This is a genomic window from Bradyrhizobium sp., assembly GCF_027307225.1.
In the GTDB taxonomy this organism is placed as follows: Bacteria; Pseudomonadota; Alphaproteobacteria; order Rhizobiales; family Xanthobacteraceae; genus Bradyrhizobium.
In genome coordinates this window covers 1-16433 of record NZ_DAHUXJ010000002.1, presented here as the reverse complement: position 1 = coordinate 16433, position 16433 = coordinate 1, and the positions used below count along the sequence as shown (strand labels likewise).

The following is a 16433-nucleotide window of genomic DNA, read 5'->3' as shown; positions in this document are numbered from 1 at the left end:
GCTCGGTCGTGGCGGGACGCCGTTCGGCTTCGTAGGCCTTGAGTGCGGCCTCATTCGGGCCGTGAGATTGGATCTCGCGGGTCAGAACCCGCGCATCCAGAATCGCCTGCGACGCGCCATTGGAGCCGATCGGGTACATCGGATGCGCGGCATCGCCCATCAGCGTGACGCGGCCAAACGTCCATTGCGGGACAGGATCGCGATCGACCAGCGGATACTCGAACGCATGCGAGCAGTTCTTGATCAGGCCAGGGACATCGAGCCAGTCGAACGTCCAGTCGGCAAACCACGGCAGAAATTCTTCCAGCTTCGCGGTGCGGTTATAATCTTCCCGCCGCCATTGATAGCTCGGCGGCATGTGCCGCTCGGCGATCCAGTTGATCCCAGACTTGCCGTCGCGATCCGGCTCCCTTGAAATCGGATAGCAGACGAATTTCAGGGTTTCGTGGCCGGCCATGATCATGGTGCGGCCGGACAGAAAGGCCTTCGCCGCCGTCACGCCGCGCCAGAGGATGCGCCCGTTCCAGATCGGCGGGCCTTCGTTCGGATAAAGCCTTTCCCGCGCCGCCGAGTGAATGCCGTCGGCGGCAATCAGAACCGCGCCTTCGTAATCGCCCGCGGGTTTTCCGGTGGCCTTGTCGATGAAGCTGGCGCGAATGCCGTCGGACGTTTCGGTCCAGTCGCGCAAGTGATGGCTGGTGAGGATATTCTCCGCGCCGAGCCGTTCGATTGCCGTATCGAGCAGGATCTGTTGCAGCGTGCCGCGATGGATCGAGAATTGCGGCCATTTGTAGCCCGCCTCCAGGCCGCGCGGTTCGCTCCAGATCGGCTTGCCGCGCTTGGAGAAATAAGCCAGTTCCCTGGTCGCGACGCCCTCGGCACTGAGCCGGTCGTGCAGGCCAAGCTCGATCAATTCGCGGACGGCGTGCGGCAAGACGTTGATGCCGACGCCGAGCGGCTTCAACTCGGGAACGCTCTCGAAGACTTTGGCGGGAACGCCGATCTGGTGCAGGCTGAGTGCCAGCGTCAGCCCGCCAATTCCGCCGCCCGCGATAAGAACTGTCATGATCCCCTCTATGAGATGACAGCGTCATGACATGGGCGGTGCAAGTGGGCAACTGCGAAGGCCGGCGATTTAAGGGCTTCGACCCGCTAGTCTTTTCGATCCGTCCAGCTCCCGGCCGGTCGCGAGCATGAGCTTGCGCAGCCAGATCGAGCCGGGATCGAACTGGGCGCGGGTCGGATAGAACATGTGCTGTTCGTCGATGCCCGGATCGAACGGCGGCGTCACTGTTTGCAGCGACAGTTGCTTTTCAAGTGCGGCGATCAGGCGGCGCGGCACGAACGCGACGAGGTCAGTGCGAGCGGCGACATGCAGCGCCTCGATATAACCGGGCACGACCAGCGCGATCCGCCGCTCGATGCCTTTTCCGCGCAACCAGGTGTCGATCAGGTCTTCGCGCGCGCCGCGGATCACGACGGCGACATGCCGGGCGGCGAGGAACGCTTCGCGCTTCCTCAATTTCGCGCCCATCGGATGGTTACGCCGAACCGCGAGCGCGTCGCTGTCGGCATAGAGGCGCTGGCGGTGAAAGCCCTTGAAGGCATCGCCGATCGAGATGACCAGATCGATGGTGCGGGCAAACTCCGCGTTGAAGATCGCCGGTCCCCGCCATGGCACCACCTCGATGGTCACGCGTGGGGCCTGCCGGGTGAGCTTTTCCATCAAGGACGGCATCAGCAGCTCGACCGCGAGATCCGGCATCATCAGGCGGAAATGCCGTTCGCTGCGGCCGGCGTCGAACTCGTCGGGCATGAAAAGCCCGCGTACCTGGTCGAGCGTTTGCGCGAGCGGCCCGCGCAACGCCTCCGCGCGGGGCGTCAATTCCATCCGCGCGCCGGTGCGGACCAGAAGCGGATCGCCGATCACGTCGCGCAGCCGCTGCAGCGCATGGCTCGCCGCCGGCTGCGACAGGCCGATCCGCATCGCCGCGCGGGTGACGCTGGCATCGCGGAGCAGGGCGTCGAGCGCGACCAGCAAATTGAGGTCAAGCGAATTCAAATTCATTGGATGAATGGGTATCATATTTCATATCGATTGGAAGAATGAAAGATCCAGGCGCAATGATAGTCGGAGTATTTATACCCGCGAAAGAGGCCGCCATGAGCGATACCGCCAGCAACAAGAAACTGATCGAGCAGATTTTCGCAGCCGCCGGCAATACCGATCCCGCCGTGCGCGATCGGTCGCTGTTTGTCGCAAGCCTTGCCGACGACGCGATCTGGACTGTGACCGGTCAATATTCGTGGTCGCGCACCTTCACTGGCAAGCCATCGATCCTCAACGATCTGCACGGTCTCGTTCGCACGCGCCTTGCCGAGCGGACGCGGACGATCGCGCATCGCATCATCGCCGATGGCGACCATGTCGTGGTGGAAGCCAAGGGCGATAACGTCACGCGGGAAGGCGTGCGTTACGACAACGATTATTGCCTGGTGTTCCGCTTCGAGGGCGGCAGGATCAAGGAGATCCGGGAATATTGCGATTCCGTACTGACCGAACGCGCGCTAGGCAAGTTTCCGGACGAGAAGGCGCGCGCAGCCGATTGAGGATTCTTCGTCATTCCGGGGTAGCCCACAGGGCTGATCCCGGAATCCATTTTTCCGGTATCGTTGTGGTGCCATGGATTCCGGGTCCACGCGTAAGGCGCGTGTCCCGGAATGACATCAGGCCACCTTGGTTTTGAGGTGACCAAACATGATGTTGCGCGCCGCATCGTCCATTTCGGCCTTGAAGGTGAACTTGTCCTTCAGCGCGATGGCGCGCGCGGCAGCCGGGCGTGCCGAGATTTCATCGTGCAGGCGCTTCACGTTCGGATATTTGGTGAAGACGTCGTCGCCGAGCACGTACGGTGCCATGCGCACCCAGCCCCAGAACGCCATGTCGACGATCGTGTAGGTATCGCCGACCATGTATTTGCTCCTGGAAAGATGATCGTCCAGGATCTTGTAGTGGCGATGGGCTTCATACTGGTAGCGGTTGTGCGCGTATTCGAGGTCCTTGGGCGCTGCGTGCTTGAAATGCACCGCCTGACCGGAATAGGGGCCGAGGCCGGTCGCAATGAACATCAGCCATGAATAAAGCTGCGCATGATTCTTCGGCGTGTTGGCGGGCATGAACTTGCCGGTCTTTTCGCCGAGGTAGAGCAGGATTGCATTCGAGTCGAAAACGAAAACGCCGTCGTCGTCGATCGCCGGCACCTTGCCGTTCGGATTGACTTTGAGGAATTCCGGCTTGAACTGTTCGCCCTTGCGGGTGTCGACGGCGATCAATTCGCAGGGCAGGCCGGTCTCTTCGAGAAACAGCGCGACCTTGTTCGGGTTCGGCGCGCCGTTGAAATAGAATTTGAGCATTCAGATCTCCCTTTTTGTTGCCGCCGCCAGATCGGCGGTACCGCTCAATGGCGGCGGAGACTGCACAAATTTCGCCGCAAAGGGCAAGCGACGAGTTTGTGAAGGGTTGCAGGAAGCGGCCAAAGAGGCGAGGCATGGATCAACAGCTTAGAGGCTCGATCAGGGCTTTCCCGGACTTTGCCTCGCCTGTAGGTTGTCGATTTCAGGAGCTAGATGCAAGCAATGACTAACGATCCGTTCGCAGCACTTTCCGAGTCCCAGCGGCACACGGCGGAGCGGGCGATCGCGGTCGTACTCGGGGCTGCCGCAATCTCTGGCGTCCGACCTTTGACGGGCGGTGTCTCGGGAGCATTCGTTTTTTTAGTCGAAGCCAGTGGTCGACGTTTTGTGCTGCGAATAGAAGGTTCCGCCAGCCCGTTGCGCAATCCTCACCAATATCTTTCGATGCGCATCGCTGCGGAGGAGGGTATCGCGCCCCAGCTTCATTACTTCGACGTCAACGATCGTGTTGTGATGATGGATTTCATCGAAGATAGACCACTTGAAACATATCCGGGTGGCGGTTCGGGGCTAGCCCGGGCGATTGGGGCGATGCTTAAGGAGCTACAGGGCGTGCCCTTATTTCCATACTTCGTGCACTACCCAGACATTGTAAAGCGGCTGTGGGCCCATGTTTGTAAGACCGGGCTTTTCGTTGAGGGCCTCTTGGACGAGGCTTCTGGACGGCTAGAGCAAATTTGCCGGACCTATGGTTCGGAGAATTGTGTTTCGAGCCATAACGATGTGCTCCCTAGAAACATTCTGTTCGATGGCAAGCGGCTGTGGTTGATCGATTGGGAGAGCGCCTACCGCAACGATCCGCTGGTCGATGTGGCGACCGCGCTCGACAACTTCGCGTCGTCGCCGGAACTGGAAGAGGCGCTGCTGTTCGCCTGGCTCGGCGATGAGCCGGATGCCCTTCTGCGCGATCGACTGGCGCAGGTGCGGGCCCTTACGCGGCTCTACTATGCGGGAGTGCTGTTCAGCGCTTCGGCGCTGGCACCGCGGGACAAACCCGACGACAGCCTCTCGGCGCCCAGCTCTGCGCAGTTCGAGTTGGCGATTCGCGAAAGACGACTTCTGGCCGAGACTGCGGAAACCAGCCACGTCCTTGGCAAAATGTTCCTGGCCTCATTCCTCTCGGGTTCGGTGCCGCCCGGGTTGCCACCGACGTATATGCGATAGCGTTGAAGGCAGCTCTAGCAACTAGCAAAAAACTGCCTGTCGATGCTCAGGATATCGAACACAGGTCTTTGACCAATTTTGGCAGCGTCCTTCCAGGTATCGATCCGGACGGAGCCAGGCCGACATCCCGAGCGCCCATTCGGCGATAGAAGGGCGCAGCATCCGGGTCGGCCTCGATCAAAAGGCGATCGGCACCCTGGCTGGTTGCCAAGTCAGCCGCCCAGGCAAAAAGCGCTCGGCCGATACCGCTACGCAAAACGGCCGGTTCGACGAACAGCTTGAGCAAGTCTGCGTCGCTTCCGGTGACTTTGATTTGCGCAACGCCAGCGAGCCCGCCGTCCTGTTCCGCGACGGCGATTGAGGTATATCGCAAGTCACTGGGATCAATGGAGAGCTCTCCGCGACACGCTTCCATAAAGTCGCTGTCGTAGCCCCACACCGCTTTCGATCTGAAGCATAGTGCCGAGAGCGCTGGCAGCTCTTCGATTGCCGGAGGTCTGATAATGCGTGACAAGCAATTGGCTCCGGTTGCCGTCGGCGGATACGCAGCACTTCGGCAAGTGTAGCCCGGATGAGCAGCGCGATATCCGGGGCTTTGCCCGGATGTCGCGCATATCGCTGGCAGGCCGCGCAATCTATTTCAGGCCCGCCTTCCGCAGGCCCTTCAACAGCCTGTCTGAAGCGTCTTTCAGCGTGGGATTTTGGTATTGTTTTTCCGAGTAATATTGAGCGATTGCATCAAGGCTGGATCGCGTCTGGTACTTCTCCTGAAATTCCTTGAGTGCCTTTCGCGCGTCTACATCACGATCAGACAGGGCATAAGCCGCGGTCAGCCACGCCTGGACATACCAAAGATTTGGTCTCGCCCTCACGGAGTCCTCGAGAGCCTTGATAGCCTTTGGATAGTCGCCCAGTGTGAAATAAGCACGTCCTTGGACCCAGAGGAACGTGGCGATAGCAGCATCATTGGGACTGAGTTCGATTGCCTTCGCGACCAGGGCGCTCGCTTCCCCAGGATTGCCGAGAAAGACCATTTCGTTTCCGGCCTGCGCATACGATCTCGCAAAGTTCGGGTCGATCTTTGTCGCCGTATTGAACGCATCCAGAGCAGCCTTGTGGTTCCCATGTAGCCGGTGGACGTAACCAAGTGCGTGATGCGCGATCGGAGTATTATAGTCCAGGCCTATTGCTTTTTTTGCTGCGGCTTCAGCGCGATCAACCTCAGGCCGGCCTGCGTCATTCCAGCCGTTGAGTACGTCCCCAACCAGAACGCTGGCGAGAAGACCAAGAAGACGCGCGTTGTCTGGATCGGCTTTCAGTCCTGCCTCAGCGTGTTGCCGAGTTTCAAGAAATTTCTGAGGAGTGGGGTAACCGGCACTTGCGGCCATTGCTCGCATCCTTTCATCCAGCGGATTGTGATCTGCTGCTAACGTACCGACTTCGCCTCGTGCGCCAGCACGCGTCACCTGGTCATTCAGCGAATTGGCGATTCGGCCCATCAGTTCGTCCTGCAGATCAAGCAGACTGCTGGTTTCATAGTCGAAAGAGTTGGCCCAAAGGTTGGTGCCGCTTTCGATATCGATCAGTTGCGCGCTGACTTGGACGTTTGGTCCGGCACGCCTTACGCTGCCTTCCAACGCGTAGCGGACGCGAAGCTCGCGGCCAATTTGGCGAGGGTCGTTCGGTTTGTCCCTGTAGGTAAAAGCCGTGCGGGAGGCTATCACCCAGGCGCGCTGCAACCGAGACAGCTCGGTCGTTAAATCGTCAGTGATTGCGTCAGCCAAATAGTCGTCGGCCGTATCCCCGTTCATGTTTTTGAAGGGCAGCACGACGATCCTGTTTGTCCGCATCACCTCCCCATGTCTCTCGCGAAACATGAAAACGAAAGCGATTGAAGCGAAAACTATCGCGGCGATGCAAAGGGCTGCCTTCAATTCGAACTTGTAGGCAGCAAGTCGAGTGAGGAGCGGAACCCGGATTGGCTCAGAGGCAATCTCATACACGTGGATCGGGTACGGGATGTTCTTTAGCCGGTGCGTCCCGCAGTTCGCGAAAAAAAACTCGGCGTGGGCGCGCGTCTGGTCGTAGATACTCTGGCTGACACATATTGTCCCCGGCCGGGCCAAAGCCTCAAGCCGCGCGGCAATATTGACGCTGTTTCCGTAGATATCTCGACGATCCACGAGAACGTCGCCTGTATTGATCCCGATCCGCAGCAGGATGCGATCTTTTTCGTTCACTTGGCTCGTGGCAAGGCCGCGCTGGATGTCGAGTGCGCAACGTACCGCATCGACCGCGCTCGTGAACTCAACCAGCAGCCCGTCGCCCATGCTGCGCACGAGATGCCCGCTGTATTTCTCGATAGTTGGTTCAATCAGCTCGCGGACCTGCTTCGTAACTCGAGCATGCGTTTCCTCCTCACTACGGCTCATCATGCGGCTGTAGTTGACGACATCGGCCAACATCACCGCCGATAAACGTCGTTGCGGAGCAACCGGAGCAATCTTGATCGGGGCCGACTGTGCAGCTACCAGCTTGATTCCCATCGGCGCCGCCTCCCTAAGCAAAACGCGAGCCGCCGCAAACGCAGAGAACGGTGGTGTGCAGCCTATCTTAAGGAAAGCGGCTTTTTTAGATTCCCGTCAATCTCCGGAGCGCTTCCATCGTCGACGAAACCCAGGGTTCATTGGTTGAAGGTACTATAATACCTAAGCGATCCCAACGCCCCTTTCAGTCTCGCGGCGGCTCCTCAAAGGAAAGCCAGAAAATGCCGACAGGCGACTCGGTAGCCACACGATTTGCCTTCTCAAGGCGGGCAGCAATGTTTACGCCATCGCCGACGATGTCGTTGTCATCAAAAATGATGTCGCCGACGTGAATGCCGATGCGAAATTCGATCCGCTTAACCTGCGGCACCTCGATATTTTTTTCAGCCATGCCGCACTGAATTTCGACGCGCAGTGTATGGCGGCATTCACGACGCTCCCGAACTCAACGAGGGCACCTCTGAATTCTTGACGACACGACCTGGCCGGCGGTCATGGCAAGAACGAATGCCGACAGTTGCCTGTCGCGACACATTTGATGACCCTGTTGCCAGCGCATTCCAATGAGCGGCCTCTCGCCCGCCGGCAGACAGACAGTTATCCAATTGGAAAACTATTGTTGACAGATGCCCGTCGCGCGTCTATTGTTAGCTCCATGGCTAACTATAATCCTCGTCTCGACAACGTGTTCAGCGCGCTCGCCGATCCAACGCGGCGAGCAATCATCGCGCGGCTCTCGCAAGGCGAGGCTTCCGTGGGCGAACTCGCTCAACCGTTCGACATGGCTCTGCCGAGCCTGATGAAACACCTACGCGTGCTGGAAACCGGCGGCCTCGTCTCTTCGGAGAAGCATGGCCGCGTCCGCACATGCCGTCTGATGCCGGGCGCCATGGAGGGGGCCGAGAACTGGCTCGCCGAGCAGCGCGCCATCTGGGAAGCCCGCCTTGACCGGCTCGAAGCTTATGTCGCGACGCTTGAGAAGAAGCCGCCAAGGAGACGGCGTCGCAAATGATGCGCCCAACCACACTACATCCTCAAAAGCACAGGAATCGCCATGACCTCAACTCCGGACGCCGCCCTCGCACACCATGATATCGATCGCGAGATCGTTCTCTCGCGTGTCATCAAGGCAAAGCGTGATGTCGTCTTTGCCGCCTGGACAAAACCGGAGCATTTGCCGAACTGGTTCGGGCCGACGGGGTTCAAGATCGAAACCAGGGAAATCGACATTCGCGTCGGCGGCGTGTGGCGGTTCGACATGCTCGCCCCAAACGGCCAGCGGTTTACGAACCGAATACGCTTTCGGCGCATCGAGCCGCCACGCCTGATCGAGATCGATCACGGTTCGGACATGGATGACGATCCAGCCCTTTTTCGCAGCACGATTACGTTCGATGAGCAGAGCGACGGCAAGACCGTGATCACCCTGCGGCAGTTGCATCCGACCAAGGCGCAGCGCGACGGGACGATCGCCTTCGGCGCCGTAGAGTACGGCTACCAGACGCTGGACAAGCTGGCTCGGCATGTCGAGGCAGCGGCGGGCTGATCACTTCGAACGGGCCCTGCAAGACGGGTGTGACGAGCGCCGCGACCGGTTCAGCAACGACCGTCGTCGATGTCGGCTTTTTCTTCAGTCGCGGCGCCAATCAGCGCGAAAGTCCTTGACACGGTTTCTGTTGACCAAACTGATTTGCCCGTCGTGCCAACGTGTCGCAGGCTCTCCGGTTGCGACGACGGGCAAATCAACTTTAAAAGCCCGGCCGTTCCGTGCCCGCCCAGAGGGGCGCTTCGCGATCGTCACGAAAGTTGGGTGCGGGATGCGATGGACGCTTTTGCATCGATTGACGAGCGATGTCGAAAGCGGACGGCGAAAGCGTGTGGTCCTGATGCCTCGACGCCGGCATCAACTCGCGACAATGCTTCGCATTGCGCGGGGACGGTGACAAGATCACCGGGGAGAGCCCGCCATAGGCCGTTAAAACCACCGCGCGGGGAATGCCGGATGTTTCCGGTGTGACCGTGGTGACTAACTTGTGTGCTTTCTTACTACGCACACAAGGCTGCGGGTGCATCGAGCGCCCGGCATTCCCTGCGCCCTTTGATGGCAGAGGGCGGATCGAATAGGCCAAACCTCGCGCGAAACTCGCGGCGAGATCGCGTAGCTGCGTTCGTACGACGGCTGTTTGAAATTTGAATCGTGCGTCGTCCCTGCGTGTGCGCAGGGACGACGTTGAGAGCTTACCCCGCCGCCATCCGGCTGCGGATTTCGGCGCGCAACTCGTCGATCAGCTTGAGGCCCTGCTTGGTCTCGACATGCCAGAACGTCCAGCCGTTGCACGCCTCGGCTCCTTGCGCGACCGCGCCCATGCGGTGGATCGAGCCGACCTTGTCGCCGAGCATGATGGCGCCGTCGGCACGGACCAGCGCGCCATGACGCTTCCTGGCATCCACCAGCTTCGTGCCCGGCGAGATCATGCCGCGCTCGATCAGTTCGGAAAAGGCGATGCGAGGCGCATCGCGCGCGGTCAGGAACGGTGCGAGCGCTGCTTCCGGCAGCGGCTCGATCGAGGCGATGCGCTCTTCGGCGGCGGCCGCATAGGTCTTGTCGCGCTCGAAGCCGATGTAACGGCGGCCGAGCCGTTTTGCCACCGCGCCGGTCGTGCCGGTGCCGTTGAACGGATCGATCACGAGGTCGCCGGGCTTCGACGATGACAACAGCACCCGCGCCAGCAGGCCTTCGGGCTTCTGGGTCGGATGGACCTTCTTGCCGTCCTCGCCTTTCAATCGTTCCTCGCCGGTGCAGAGCGGGATCAGCCAGTCCGATCGCGCCTGCACGTCTTCGTTGGCGGCCTTCAATGCCTCGTAATTGAACGTGTAACCCTTGGCTTTCTCGTCGCGCGCCGCCCATATCATGGTCTCGTGCGCGTTGGTGAAGCGGCGGCCACGGAAATTCGGCATCGGGTTGGTCTTGCGCCAGACGATGTCGTTGAGGACCCAGAAGCCGAGGTCCTGCATGATCGCGCCGACGCGGAAGATATTGTGATAGGAGCCGATCACCCAGATCGTCGCCGACGGTTTCATCAGGCGGCGGCAGGCGAGCAGCCATGCACGCGTGAAATCGTCATAGGCGGCGAACGAAGAGAATTTGTCCCAGTCGTCGTTGACGGCATCGACATGGGATTCGTCGGGGCGCTTGAGTTCGCCCTTGAGCTGGAGATTGTAGGGCGGATCGGCGAAGACGAGATCGACGGAGCCAGCCTGTAACTTCGACATCTCGGCGACGCAATCGCCAAGAATGATGCGGCTATCCGGATCGGACTCAAATTTAGTGCGGGGCGCCCTTGCAGACGCCCCGCGACGCGACACAACCATGACTCAAATACTCTGACTCAGGCGACGCTGTCGGCGACGCGGGACCTAACAACCGACTGACGCCACTTTGACGGGGCAAAGTAAAAATCGACTTAACCGGGCAATTCTTTCACGCCCACGATCCGATGAATTCGTCGTTGCAGGCGAAGAAATTTCGCCAAGGTTCGGAAATCGCACGCACGCAGTAGCTACGGAATTTTAAGGAGAATTGAGATTTGGGCGTTCGCCGCCGGTATCGGCGAAAAAGCTTTCGGGACGCTGCCGATCCGCCTCCACTAGGCAATTTTTGCCGGGCAGGTTATTAGACGAGACGAAGAAAATTCTGCCGCCTCCGCCCGGATGAGAGAGGTGGCTGAACTGAGACGCAACGAGGAAGTCAGGCCATGCGTTACGATGATTTTCGCCGCAGCGACGACATCGATGACCGTCGCGACGATAGCGGCGGCGGATTGGGCGGCGGGGGCGGCGGCTTTGGATTGCCGATCGGTGGCGGCGGCGGCCTTGGCATCGGCACCATCATCGTGCTCGGCCTGGTCGGCTACGCCTTCGGAATCGACCCGCGCGTCCTGATTGGCGGCGCTGAAATCCTGACCGGAGGCGGCAGCCAGGCGCCGACCTACCAGACCGACCGGCGCTCCACGACCGTCAAGCGCGGCGCGCCAACCGACGAAATGGGCAGCATGATCGCCGGCATTCTCGGCGAGATCGACGATCGCTGGAGCGAGATTTTCCAGGCTGCAGGCAAGACCTATACGGGCCCGCGCGTCGTGCTGTTCCGCAATCAGACCAATGGCGGGCGCTGCGGCATGGCGCAGTCGGCGATGGGGCCGTTCTACTGTCCGCCGGACCGGCAGATCTTTCTCGACACCGGCTTCTTCCGCGAGATCGAAACCAGATTCCATGGCTGTCAGGGCTCGGCGTGCAAATTCACCGCCGCCTATATCATCGCGCATGAAGCCGGACATCACATCCAGAACCTGCTCGGCATTTTGCCGAAAGTGACCGAACAACAGCGTGCGTCCGGCAGCAAGGCGGCGGCCAATGCGCTTCAGGTCAGGGTGGAACTGCAGGCGGACTGTCTCTCCGGTCTCTGGGTCAACCGCGAAGAGAAGAAGCGGCCGGGCTTCATCGAAGCCGGCGATATCGACGGCGCGCTGGCGACCGCATCCGCAATCGGCGACGACACCTTGCAGCGCCAGGCCACGGGGCGCGTGGTGCCGGACTCCTTCACGCACGGCTCGGCGGCACAGCGCAAGCGATGGTTCATGACCGGCTATCAGCAGGGAACGTTGAAGGCCTGCGACACGTTTGGTGCTGCGTCGCTCTAATGATTGTCTGACCTCGCATGACCTCGATTGACGAAACCAAGCAATTCGTGCCGCTCAACATCGCGGTGCTCACCATCTCGGACACCCGAACGCTGGCCGACGACAAATCCGGCGCGACGCTGGCGGAGCGGATTGAGGCGGCGGGCCACCATCTCGCCGCGCGTGAAATCATCCTCGACGACGTCGAGGCGATCCGCGTGATCATCAGGCGCTGGATCGCCGATCCTGCCGTCGACGCCGTCATCACCACGGGTGGCACCGGGTTCACCGGCCGCGACGTCACGCCGGAGGCGATCGAGCCGTTGTTCGAGAAGCGGATGGATGGATTCTCCATCGCCTTTCATATGCTCAGTCACGCCAAGATCGGTACCTCGACGATCCAGAGCCGTGCGACCGCGGGCGTGGCCAGCGCGACCTTCATCTTCTGCCTGCCCGGTTCGCCGGGCGCCTGCCGCGATGGCTGGGACGGAATTCTTGGCGCCCAGCTCGATTATCGCACGCGGCCCTGCAATTTCGTCGAGATCATGCCGCGACTTGACGAGCATTTGCGCCGGCCCAAGGCGAACGGTGCGTCGGCTTGAGGGAGCCATTTGCACAAAGGGTCCGTCGATAACGTTTAAATTCCAAAACAATGTACTAACGGAACCTTACGAAGTACCCGTCAGATTCGTCGAAGCCTCGACGTTTGCCGGGGCTGAAAGGGGATGCAACGAGCCGGTGACCTTGATGAGTGTTGTCGATCCCCGGGCGAGGGTACAGCGCGAGCCGCGACGGCAGCTGCACAAGCGGCTGGCCTGGATTTCGGCTGACAACGGCGTGACCGAGTACGAATGCCAGATCCTGGACCTGTCGTCGGGAGGCGCGCGGATCGCAACCGACGATGCGATGGACGTGAGGGACCGCTTCGAGCTGACGCTGGTGAAGGGTCATCACAAGCGCGATCTGTGCGAGGTGGTCTGGCGCCGCGGCAAGACTTACGGCGTCAAATTCGTCACGCTTCTGCCGGACGTCGCAGAGCCGGCCATCGATCCGGTAGCGGCATCGGTCCAGCCTTCGTGATGGTGGACGTCAAGGGATATCGTTCGCAGAGTGCGGAAAGCCGCTAAAGCTTCATCTCCCAGGTTTCGCCGATCAGGCTTTGGCCGAAACTGCGGTGCGGTTCGCTCGCCACCAGCACAAAGCCGGCGTCCTGATAGATTTTTCTGGCCGCCGTCAGAATGCTTTGCGTCCACAGCGTGATCCTGCGATAGCCACAGGCCCGCGCGAAGCCAATGCATTCTCCGACCAGTCGCTTTCCCAAGCCGTGACCGCGTCCGGCTGGTTCGACCAGGAGCAGGCGGAGCTTGGCGACGTCGTCGTCATGGCGAACCAGAAAAATCGAGCCAACCGGCGCCCCATCGAGTTCGGCGATCCAGCATCGCTCGCGCGAGGCGTCGAATGACTTGAGAAATTGCGCGGCAATCTCGGCAACGAGCGCTTCAAACGAAGAATCCCAGCCATATTCGCTGGCATAGCTCTCACCATGGCTCTGCACGACCCAGCCCATGTCGCCCGGCCGCGGTTCGCGCAATGTCGCGGCAGGTGCATGTGCGCTATCGAGCAAGCCCTCGATCGCTGTCATCGCAGCGGTGAGCCGCCTCTGGTCCGCTTCCGGCATCCGACGCAACGTCCTGGCGACTTCCTCATGCGAGCTGCGATCGAGCCTCGCGAAGGCCTGGCGCCCCTTGGCGGTCAGCTTGAGCTGGTGCTGCCGGCGGTCCTCCGACAACGGCTTGCGGCTGATCAGGCCTTCATCGGCAAATTTCTGGACGATCCGGCTGAGATAACCGGCGTCGAGATCGAGTTCGGTCCCGATTTCCTTGGCGGCGACGCCGTCACGGTGCGCCAGTTCGTACAGTACCCTCGCCTCGCTCAGAGAGAACGGGCTCTCGAGCAGTCGTTGGCCGAGCACGCCGAGTTGGCGGGTATAGAAGCGGTTGAATGAGCGGACCGCGGATATGCGGCTTTCATGATCCGAAAGCATGGGGCACCTCGATACTTGCCACTGTCAACTGATTAGTTGATTTTGGCAAGTATAGATGTCAGGCCGTGACAATCCGGCTGTGCAGCAAAATGAGGGAGGACCGGCCGAGCCGGCGCAGCAGTTGCGTTTCCGCATTGCGGGCGTTTGGGGCATGACCGCCAAGCCGCTCGTAATGGTCGCGCGCAATCAACAGCCCTTGGTCGGCGAACGGGCCCGCGACCAGTCGTCCGATAGACTTCAAGCGGTCACGCAAGCTGCGATCGGAATAGGGCGAGCGCGCGTAACGGAAGACGCCGGCGCGGGGACGTTCCGAATCGGAGACGCGCTGGATGAATTGCGCGGTTTCGTCGGTCCAGCCGTGATCGAGCACCGTGCCCGCCTGCAGGAACATCAGCCATGGCGAGCGCGCCTGCTGCGCACCGGCCGCCAGCGCCGCCGCGCGCGCTCCGTCGAAGTGCAGAAATCGGCATCCGGCGACATCGGCCACCCGTTCGATCACGCCATGGTCACCGCGGTCGACCAGCAGCACCTCGCGGACGACGCCGGTGGCGGCGCCCGGCACCAGCGAGGCCAGCGTGGCGACGACCGGATGTTCGGTACCTTCTGTCGGGATGATGACGCTCAGCATGATCTCGTAACGGCCAAAAGCGATGGCACCGTTATCACCTTGTCATATTCAAATCAGCCCGCCGCCGCGCAGCTTTTTGCGGCGTCTCTCGGGGACAGTTTCAAACTTTTCTCGCTTTGGCTTGTAAATTGCCCATTCATGTTCTTGATTTGTTCCTGTTTCATGCTATCTTCGAACCATGAGCAGAGCATCCTCACATGCGCTCAAGCACCCGCCGGTCGAGCCGCCCTCCAAACCGGCGGGTGCGCCCCCCGACTTCCCGGAGCTTGCAGTCGCGATCGATCGCGAACGGCGGCGCGGCCGGGGCGCGCAATCCAATACGAGCGGCCGCTACGAGGCCGAGGCGCGGGTCGCGTTTGACGACGGTTGGCAGAGCCTCGAGGAATTGCCGCCGTTCAAGACCACGGTATCGCTCGATACTTCGCGCAAGGTGATCGCGCGCAACGATTCCCCCGATATCGGCTTCGACCGCTCCATCAATCCCTATCGGGGTTGCGAGCATGGCTGCGTGTACTGTTTCGCCCGGCCGACCCACGCTTATCTCGGCCTGTCGCCGGGGCTCGATTTTGAATCGAAGCTGCTGGCCAAGCCCGATGCGCCGCAGCTTCTGGAAAAGGAACTTGCGGCCGAGAATTATGAGCCGCGGATGGTTGCGATCGGAACCAACACCGATCCGTATCAGCCGATCGAGCGTGATCACAAGATCATGCGCGGTATTCTTGAAGTGCTGGAGCGCGCCTCGCACCCGGTGGGCATCGTCACCAAGTCGGCGATGGTGACGCGCGACATCGATATTCTGGCGCGGATGGCCAAGCGCAATCTCGCCAAGGTCGCGATTTCGATTACGACGCTGGACGCGCGGCTCGCCCGCACGATGGAGCCGCGCGCCTCGACGCCACCACTGCGGCTGGAAGCGCTGCGGCAATTGTCGGAAGCCGGTATTCCGACGACGGTGATGGTTGCTCCCGTCATTCCGGCGCTGAACGACAGCGAAATCGAGCGTATTCTCGATGCTGCCGCCCATGCGGGGGTCAAGGAGGCAAGCTACGTCTTGCTACGCCTGCCGCTCGAGGTGCGCGATCTGTTCCGCGAGTGGCTGATGGCAAACTACCCGGATCGCTATCGCCACGTCTTCACCCTGATCCGCGACATGCGCGGCGGACGCGACTACGACTCGCAGTGGGGGACGCGGATGAAAGGAACCGGACCGATGGCCTGGATGATCGGGCGGAGGTTCGAAATCGCCTGCGAAAAGTTGGGGCTTAACAAGCGGCGCTCGAAACTCACCACGGATCATTTTGCGCGGCCGAAACGAAGCGGACGACAGCTCAGCCTGTTCTGAAATTTTTGCGAAGGAACGTCCATGCCAAAGCCGCCGGTTCCAAGATTGACGGTCATCACGCTCGGTGTCGCCGACATGCGTCGGAGCATCGCCTTCTATGAGGCACTGGGCTTTGGCCGGAAAATGAGTGCAACCGGCGAAGCGGTTGCGTTCTTCGAAACCGGCGCAACGGTGATCGGGCTGTTTCCGTGGGATCAACTCGCGGAAGATACATCCTTGCCGGATCAGCCGCGACCGAGTGCCTTTCGCGGCATGACACTGGCCTGGAATTGCCGTTCTGCCGACGAAGTCGACGAGGTCATTGAGTTTGTAGTCTCGAAAGGGGCGCGACGGTTGAAGGCTGCGCACAGGACCGACTATGGCGGCTATTCCGGATACTTTGCCGATCCGGACGGGCATCCCTGGGAAGCAGTGGTGTCCGTAGCGGATGAAGATGTCGTATTTTTGTAGCTCGTGATCTGTCGCCTTCGTTGTTGAGTTTCGGAGGAGCCGGAAAGCGTGGACGGTTCCGCCAGCCTGGTCATGCCATGGATATTGCTGCCGGGTTAGCCCTCTG

17 protein-coding genes and 1 pseudogene are annotated in these 16433 nt (G+C 60.7%); 9 read left to right on the top strand and 9 right to left on the bottom strand.

Going from position 1 to position 16433, the window contains the following annotated elements; translation table 11 throughout:
* Window positions 1-1066, bottom strand: a 1066-nt coding sequence (locus M6D32_RS00285; RefSeq protein WP_298252195.1) for a flavin-dependent oxidoreductase, incomplete at its 3' end; no start/stop codon positions are given.
* A gap of 69 nt (window positions 1067-1135) precedes the next feature.
* Window positions 1136-2068: a LysR family transcriptional regulator gene (locus tag M6D32_RS00280; protein WP_298252193.1), complete on the bottom strand. Its 933-nt coding sequence runs from the start codon at window positions 2066-2068 to the stop codon at window positions 1136-1138.
* A 95-nt stretch (window positions 2069-2163) separates the two neighbouring features.
* Between M6D32_RS00280 and M6D32_RS00275 the strand changes: the two genes are divergently transcribed.
* The gene (locus tag M6D32_RS00275) at window positions 2164-2610 is read left to right on the top strand and encodes a nuclear transport factor 2 family protein (protein ID WP_298252191.1); all 447 of its coding nucleotides are present in this window, start codon (window positions 2164-2166) and stop codon (window positions 2608-2610) included.
* 117 nt (window positions 2611-2727) lie between these two features.
* On the opposite strand, the gene M6D32_RS00270 is transcribed toward M6D32_RS00275, so the two are convergent.
* On the bottom strand, window positions 2728-3414 hold the full coding sequence (locus M6D32_RS00270) for a glutathione S-transferase N-terminal domain-containing protein (protein ID WP_298252189.1): 687 nt from the start codon (window positions 3412-3414) through the stop codon (window positions 2728-2730).
* 222 nt (window positions 3415-3636) lie between these two features.
* On the opposite strand from M6D32_RS00270, the gene M6D32_RS00265 reads away from it, so the two are divergent.
* Complete coding sequence (locus M6D32_RS00265) at window positions 3637-4638, top strand: phosphotransferase (RefSeq protein ID WP_298252187.1); 1002 nt, start codon at window positions 3637-3639, stop codon at window positions 4636-4638.
* Window positions 4639-4684: 46 nt separating this feature from the next.
* On the opposite strand, the gene M6D32_RS00260 is transcribed toward M6D32_RS00265, so the two are convergent.
* From M6D32_RS00260 to M6D32_RS00250, 3 genes and pseudogenes are all read right to left on the bottom strand, one after another.
* Window positions 4685-5152, bottom strand: coding sequence for a GNAT family N-acetyltransferase (locus M6D32_RS00260; RefSeq protein ID WP_298252185.1), 468 nt, complete (start codon window positions 5150-5152; stop codon window positions 4685-4687).
* A 121-nt stretch (window positions 5153-5273) separates the two neighbouring features.
* Window positions 5274-7184 (bottom strand): adenylate/guanylate cyclase domain-containing protein, encoded by a 1911-nt coding sequence (locus M6D32_RS00255; protein WP_298252183.1) that lies wholly within the window; start codon window positions 7182-7184, stop codon window positions 5274-5276.
* A 259-nt stretch (window positions 7185-7443) separates the two neighbouring features.
* Window positions 7444-7643 (bottom strand): annotated as a pseudogene (locus M6D32_RS00250) (adenylate/guanylate cyclase domain-containing protein); the annotation flags it as partial.
* 196 nt (window positions 7644-7839) lie between these two features.
* On the opposite strand from M6D32_RS00250, the gene M6D32_RS00245 reads away from it, so the two are divergent.
* Together M6D32_RS00245 and M6D32_RS00240 are read left to right on the top strand one after the other, a co-directional pair.
* The gene (locus tag M6D32_RS00245; RefSeq protein WP_298252181.1) at window positions 7840-8196 is read left to right on the top strand and encodes a metalloregulator ArsR/SmtB family transcription factor; all 357 of its coding nucleotides are present in this window, start codon (window positions 7840-7842) and stop codon (window positions 8194-8196) included.
* 42 nt (window positions 8197-8238) lie between these two features.
* Window positions 8239-8730 carry an SRPBCC family protein gene (locus M6D32_RS00240; RefSeq protein ID WP_298252179.1) on the top strand — a complete coding sequence of 164 codons (492 nt, stop codon included), beginning with the start codon at window positions 8239-8241 and terminating at the stop codon, window positions 8728-8730.
* Between the two features lie 692 nt (window positions 8731-9422).
* On the opposite strand, the gene M6D32_RS00235 is transcribed toward M6D32_RS00240, so the two are convergent.
* Entirely contained in the window at window positions 9423-10556 is a 1134-nt protein-coding gene (locus M6D32_RS00235) for a site-specific DNA-methyltransferase (protein ID WP_298252177.1), read from the bottom strand.
* A 383-nt stretch (window positions 10557-10939) separates the two neighbouring features.
* Here M6D32_RS00235 and M6D32_RS00230 point away from each other — a divergent pair, with 383 nt between their 5' ends.
* The 3 genes from M6D32_RS00230 (at window position 10940) to M6D32_RS00220 (ending at window position 12943) form a co-directional block, all read left to right on the top strand.
* Window positions 10940-11884: a neutral zinc metallopeptidase gene (locus M6D32_RS00230; RefSeq protein ID WP_298252175.1), complete on the top strand. Its 945-nt coding sequence runs from the start codon at window positions 10940-10942 to the stop codon at window positions 11882-11884.
* Between the two features lie 17 nt (window positions 11885-11901).
* The gene (gene moaB / locus M6D32_RS00225) at window positions 11902-12465 is read left to right on the top strand and encodes a molybdenum cofactor biosynthesis protein B (RefSeq protein ID WP_298252173.1); all 564 of its coding nucleotides are present in this window, start codon (window positions 11902-11904) and stop codon (window positions 12463-12465) included.
* A 145-nt stretch (window positions 12466-12610) separates the two neighbouring features.
* Window positions 12611-12943, top strand: coding sequence for a PilZ domain-containing protein (locus M6D32_RS00220; RefSeq protein WP_298252171.1), 333 nt, complete (start codon window positions 12611-12613; stop codon window positions 12941-12943).
* A 43-nt stretch (window positions 12944-12986) separates the two neighbouring features.
* Here the strand turns inward: M6D32_RS00220 and M6D32_RS00215 are convergent, their stop codons facing one another.
* Both M6D32_RS00215 and M6D32_RS00210 read right to left on the bottom strand, forming a co-directional pair.
* Window positions 12987-13907 (bottom strand): helix-turn-helix domain-containing GNAT family N-acetyltransferase, encoded by a 921-nt coding sequence (locus tag M6D32_RS00215; RefSeq protein WP_298252169.1) that lies wholly within the window; start codon window positions 13905-13907, stop codon window positions 12987-12989.
* A 58-nt stretch (window positions 13908-13965) separates the two neighbouring features.
* Complete coding sequence (locus M6D32_RS00210; RefSeq protein WP_298252167.1) at window positions 13966-14535, bottom strand: glycosyltransferase; 570 nt, start codon at window positions 14533-14535, stop codon at window positions 13966-13968.
* A 178-nt stretch (window positions 14536-14713) separates the two neighbouring features.
* On the opposite strand from M6D32_RS00210, the gene M6D32_RS00205 reads away from it, so the two are divergent.
* Window positions 14714-15877, top strand: coding sequence for a PA0069 family radical SAM protein (locus M6D32_RS00205; RefSeq protein WP_298252164.1), 1164 nt, complete (start codon window positions 14714-14716; stop codon window positions 15875-15877).
* A 21-nt stretch (window positions 15878-15898) separates the two neighbouring features.
* Window positions 15899-16327: a VOC family protein gene (locus M6D32_RS00200; RefSeq protein ID WP_298252162.1), complete on the top strand. Its 429-nt coding sequence runs from the start codon at window positions 15899-15901 to the stop codon at window positions 16325-16327.
* Window positions 16328-16433 lie beyond the last annotated feature (106 nt).

Bases quoted from the DNA above. Each gene is read 5' to 3' on its own strand.
- M6D32_RS00200 (WP_298252162.1), top strand. From the start codon at position 15,899: ATGCCAAAGCCGCCGGTTCCAAGATTGACGGTCATCACGCTCGGTGTC.
- M6D32_RS00240 (WP_298252179.1), top strand. From the start codon at position 8,239: ATGACCTCAACTCCGGACGCCGCCCTCGCACACCATGATATCGATCGC.
- M6D32_RS00255 (WP_298252183.1), bottom strand. From the start codon at position 7,184: ATGGGAATCAAGCTGGTAGCTGCACAGTCGGCCCCGATCAAGATTGCT.
- M6D32_RS00270 (WP_298252189.1), bottom strand. From the start codon at position 3,414: ATGCTCAAATTCTATTTCAACGGCGCGCCGAACCCGAACAAGGTCGCG.
- M6D32_RS00275 (WP_298252191.1), top strand. From the start codon at position 2,164: ATGAGCGATACCGCCAGCAACAAGAAACTGATCGAGCAGATTTTCGCA.
- M6D32_RS00215 (WP_298252169.1), bottom strand. From the start codon at position 13,907: ATGCTTTCGGATCATGAAAGCCGCATATCCGCGGTCCGCTCATTCAAC.
- M6D32_RS00265 (WP_298252187.1), top strand. From the start codon at position 3,637: ATGACTAACGATCCGTTCGCAGCACTTTCCGAGTCCCAGCGGCACACG.
- M6D32_RS00245 (WP_298252181.1), top strand. From the start codon at position 7,840: ATGGCTAACTATAATCCTCGTCTCGACAACGTGTTCAGCGCGCTCGCC.
- M6D32_RS00220 (WP_298252171.1), top strand. From the start codon at position 12,611: ATGAGTGTTGTCGATCCCCGGGCGAGGGTACAGCGCGAGCCGCGACGG.
- M6D32_RS00235 (WP_298252177.1), bottom strand. From the start codon at position 10,556: ATGGTTGTGTCGCGTCGCGGGGCGTCTGCAAGGGCGCCCCGCACTAAA.
- moaB (WP_298252173.1), top strand. From the start codon at position 11,902: ATGACCTCGATTGACGAAACCAAGCAATTCGTGCCGCTCAACATCGCG.
- M6D32_RS00230 (WP_298252175.1), top strand. From the start codon at position 10,940: ATGCGTTACGATGATTTTCGCCGCAGCGACGACATCGATGACCGTCGC.
- M6D32_RS00280 (WP_298252193.1), bottom strand. From the start codon at position 2,068: ATGAATTTGAATTCGCTTGACCTCAATTTGCTGGTCGCGCTCGACGCC.
- M6D32_RS00205 (WP_298252164.1), top strand. From the start codon at position 14,714: ATGAGCAGAGCATCCTCACATGCGCTCAAGCACCCGCCGGTCGAGCCG.
- M6D32_RS00210 (WP_298252167.1), bottom strand. From the start codon at position 14,535: ATGCTGAGCGTCATCATCCCGACAGAAGGTACCGAACATCCGGTCGTC.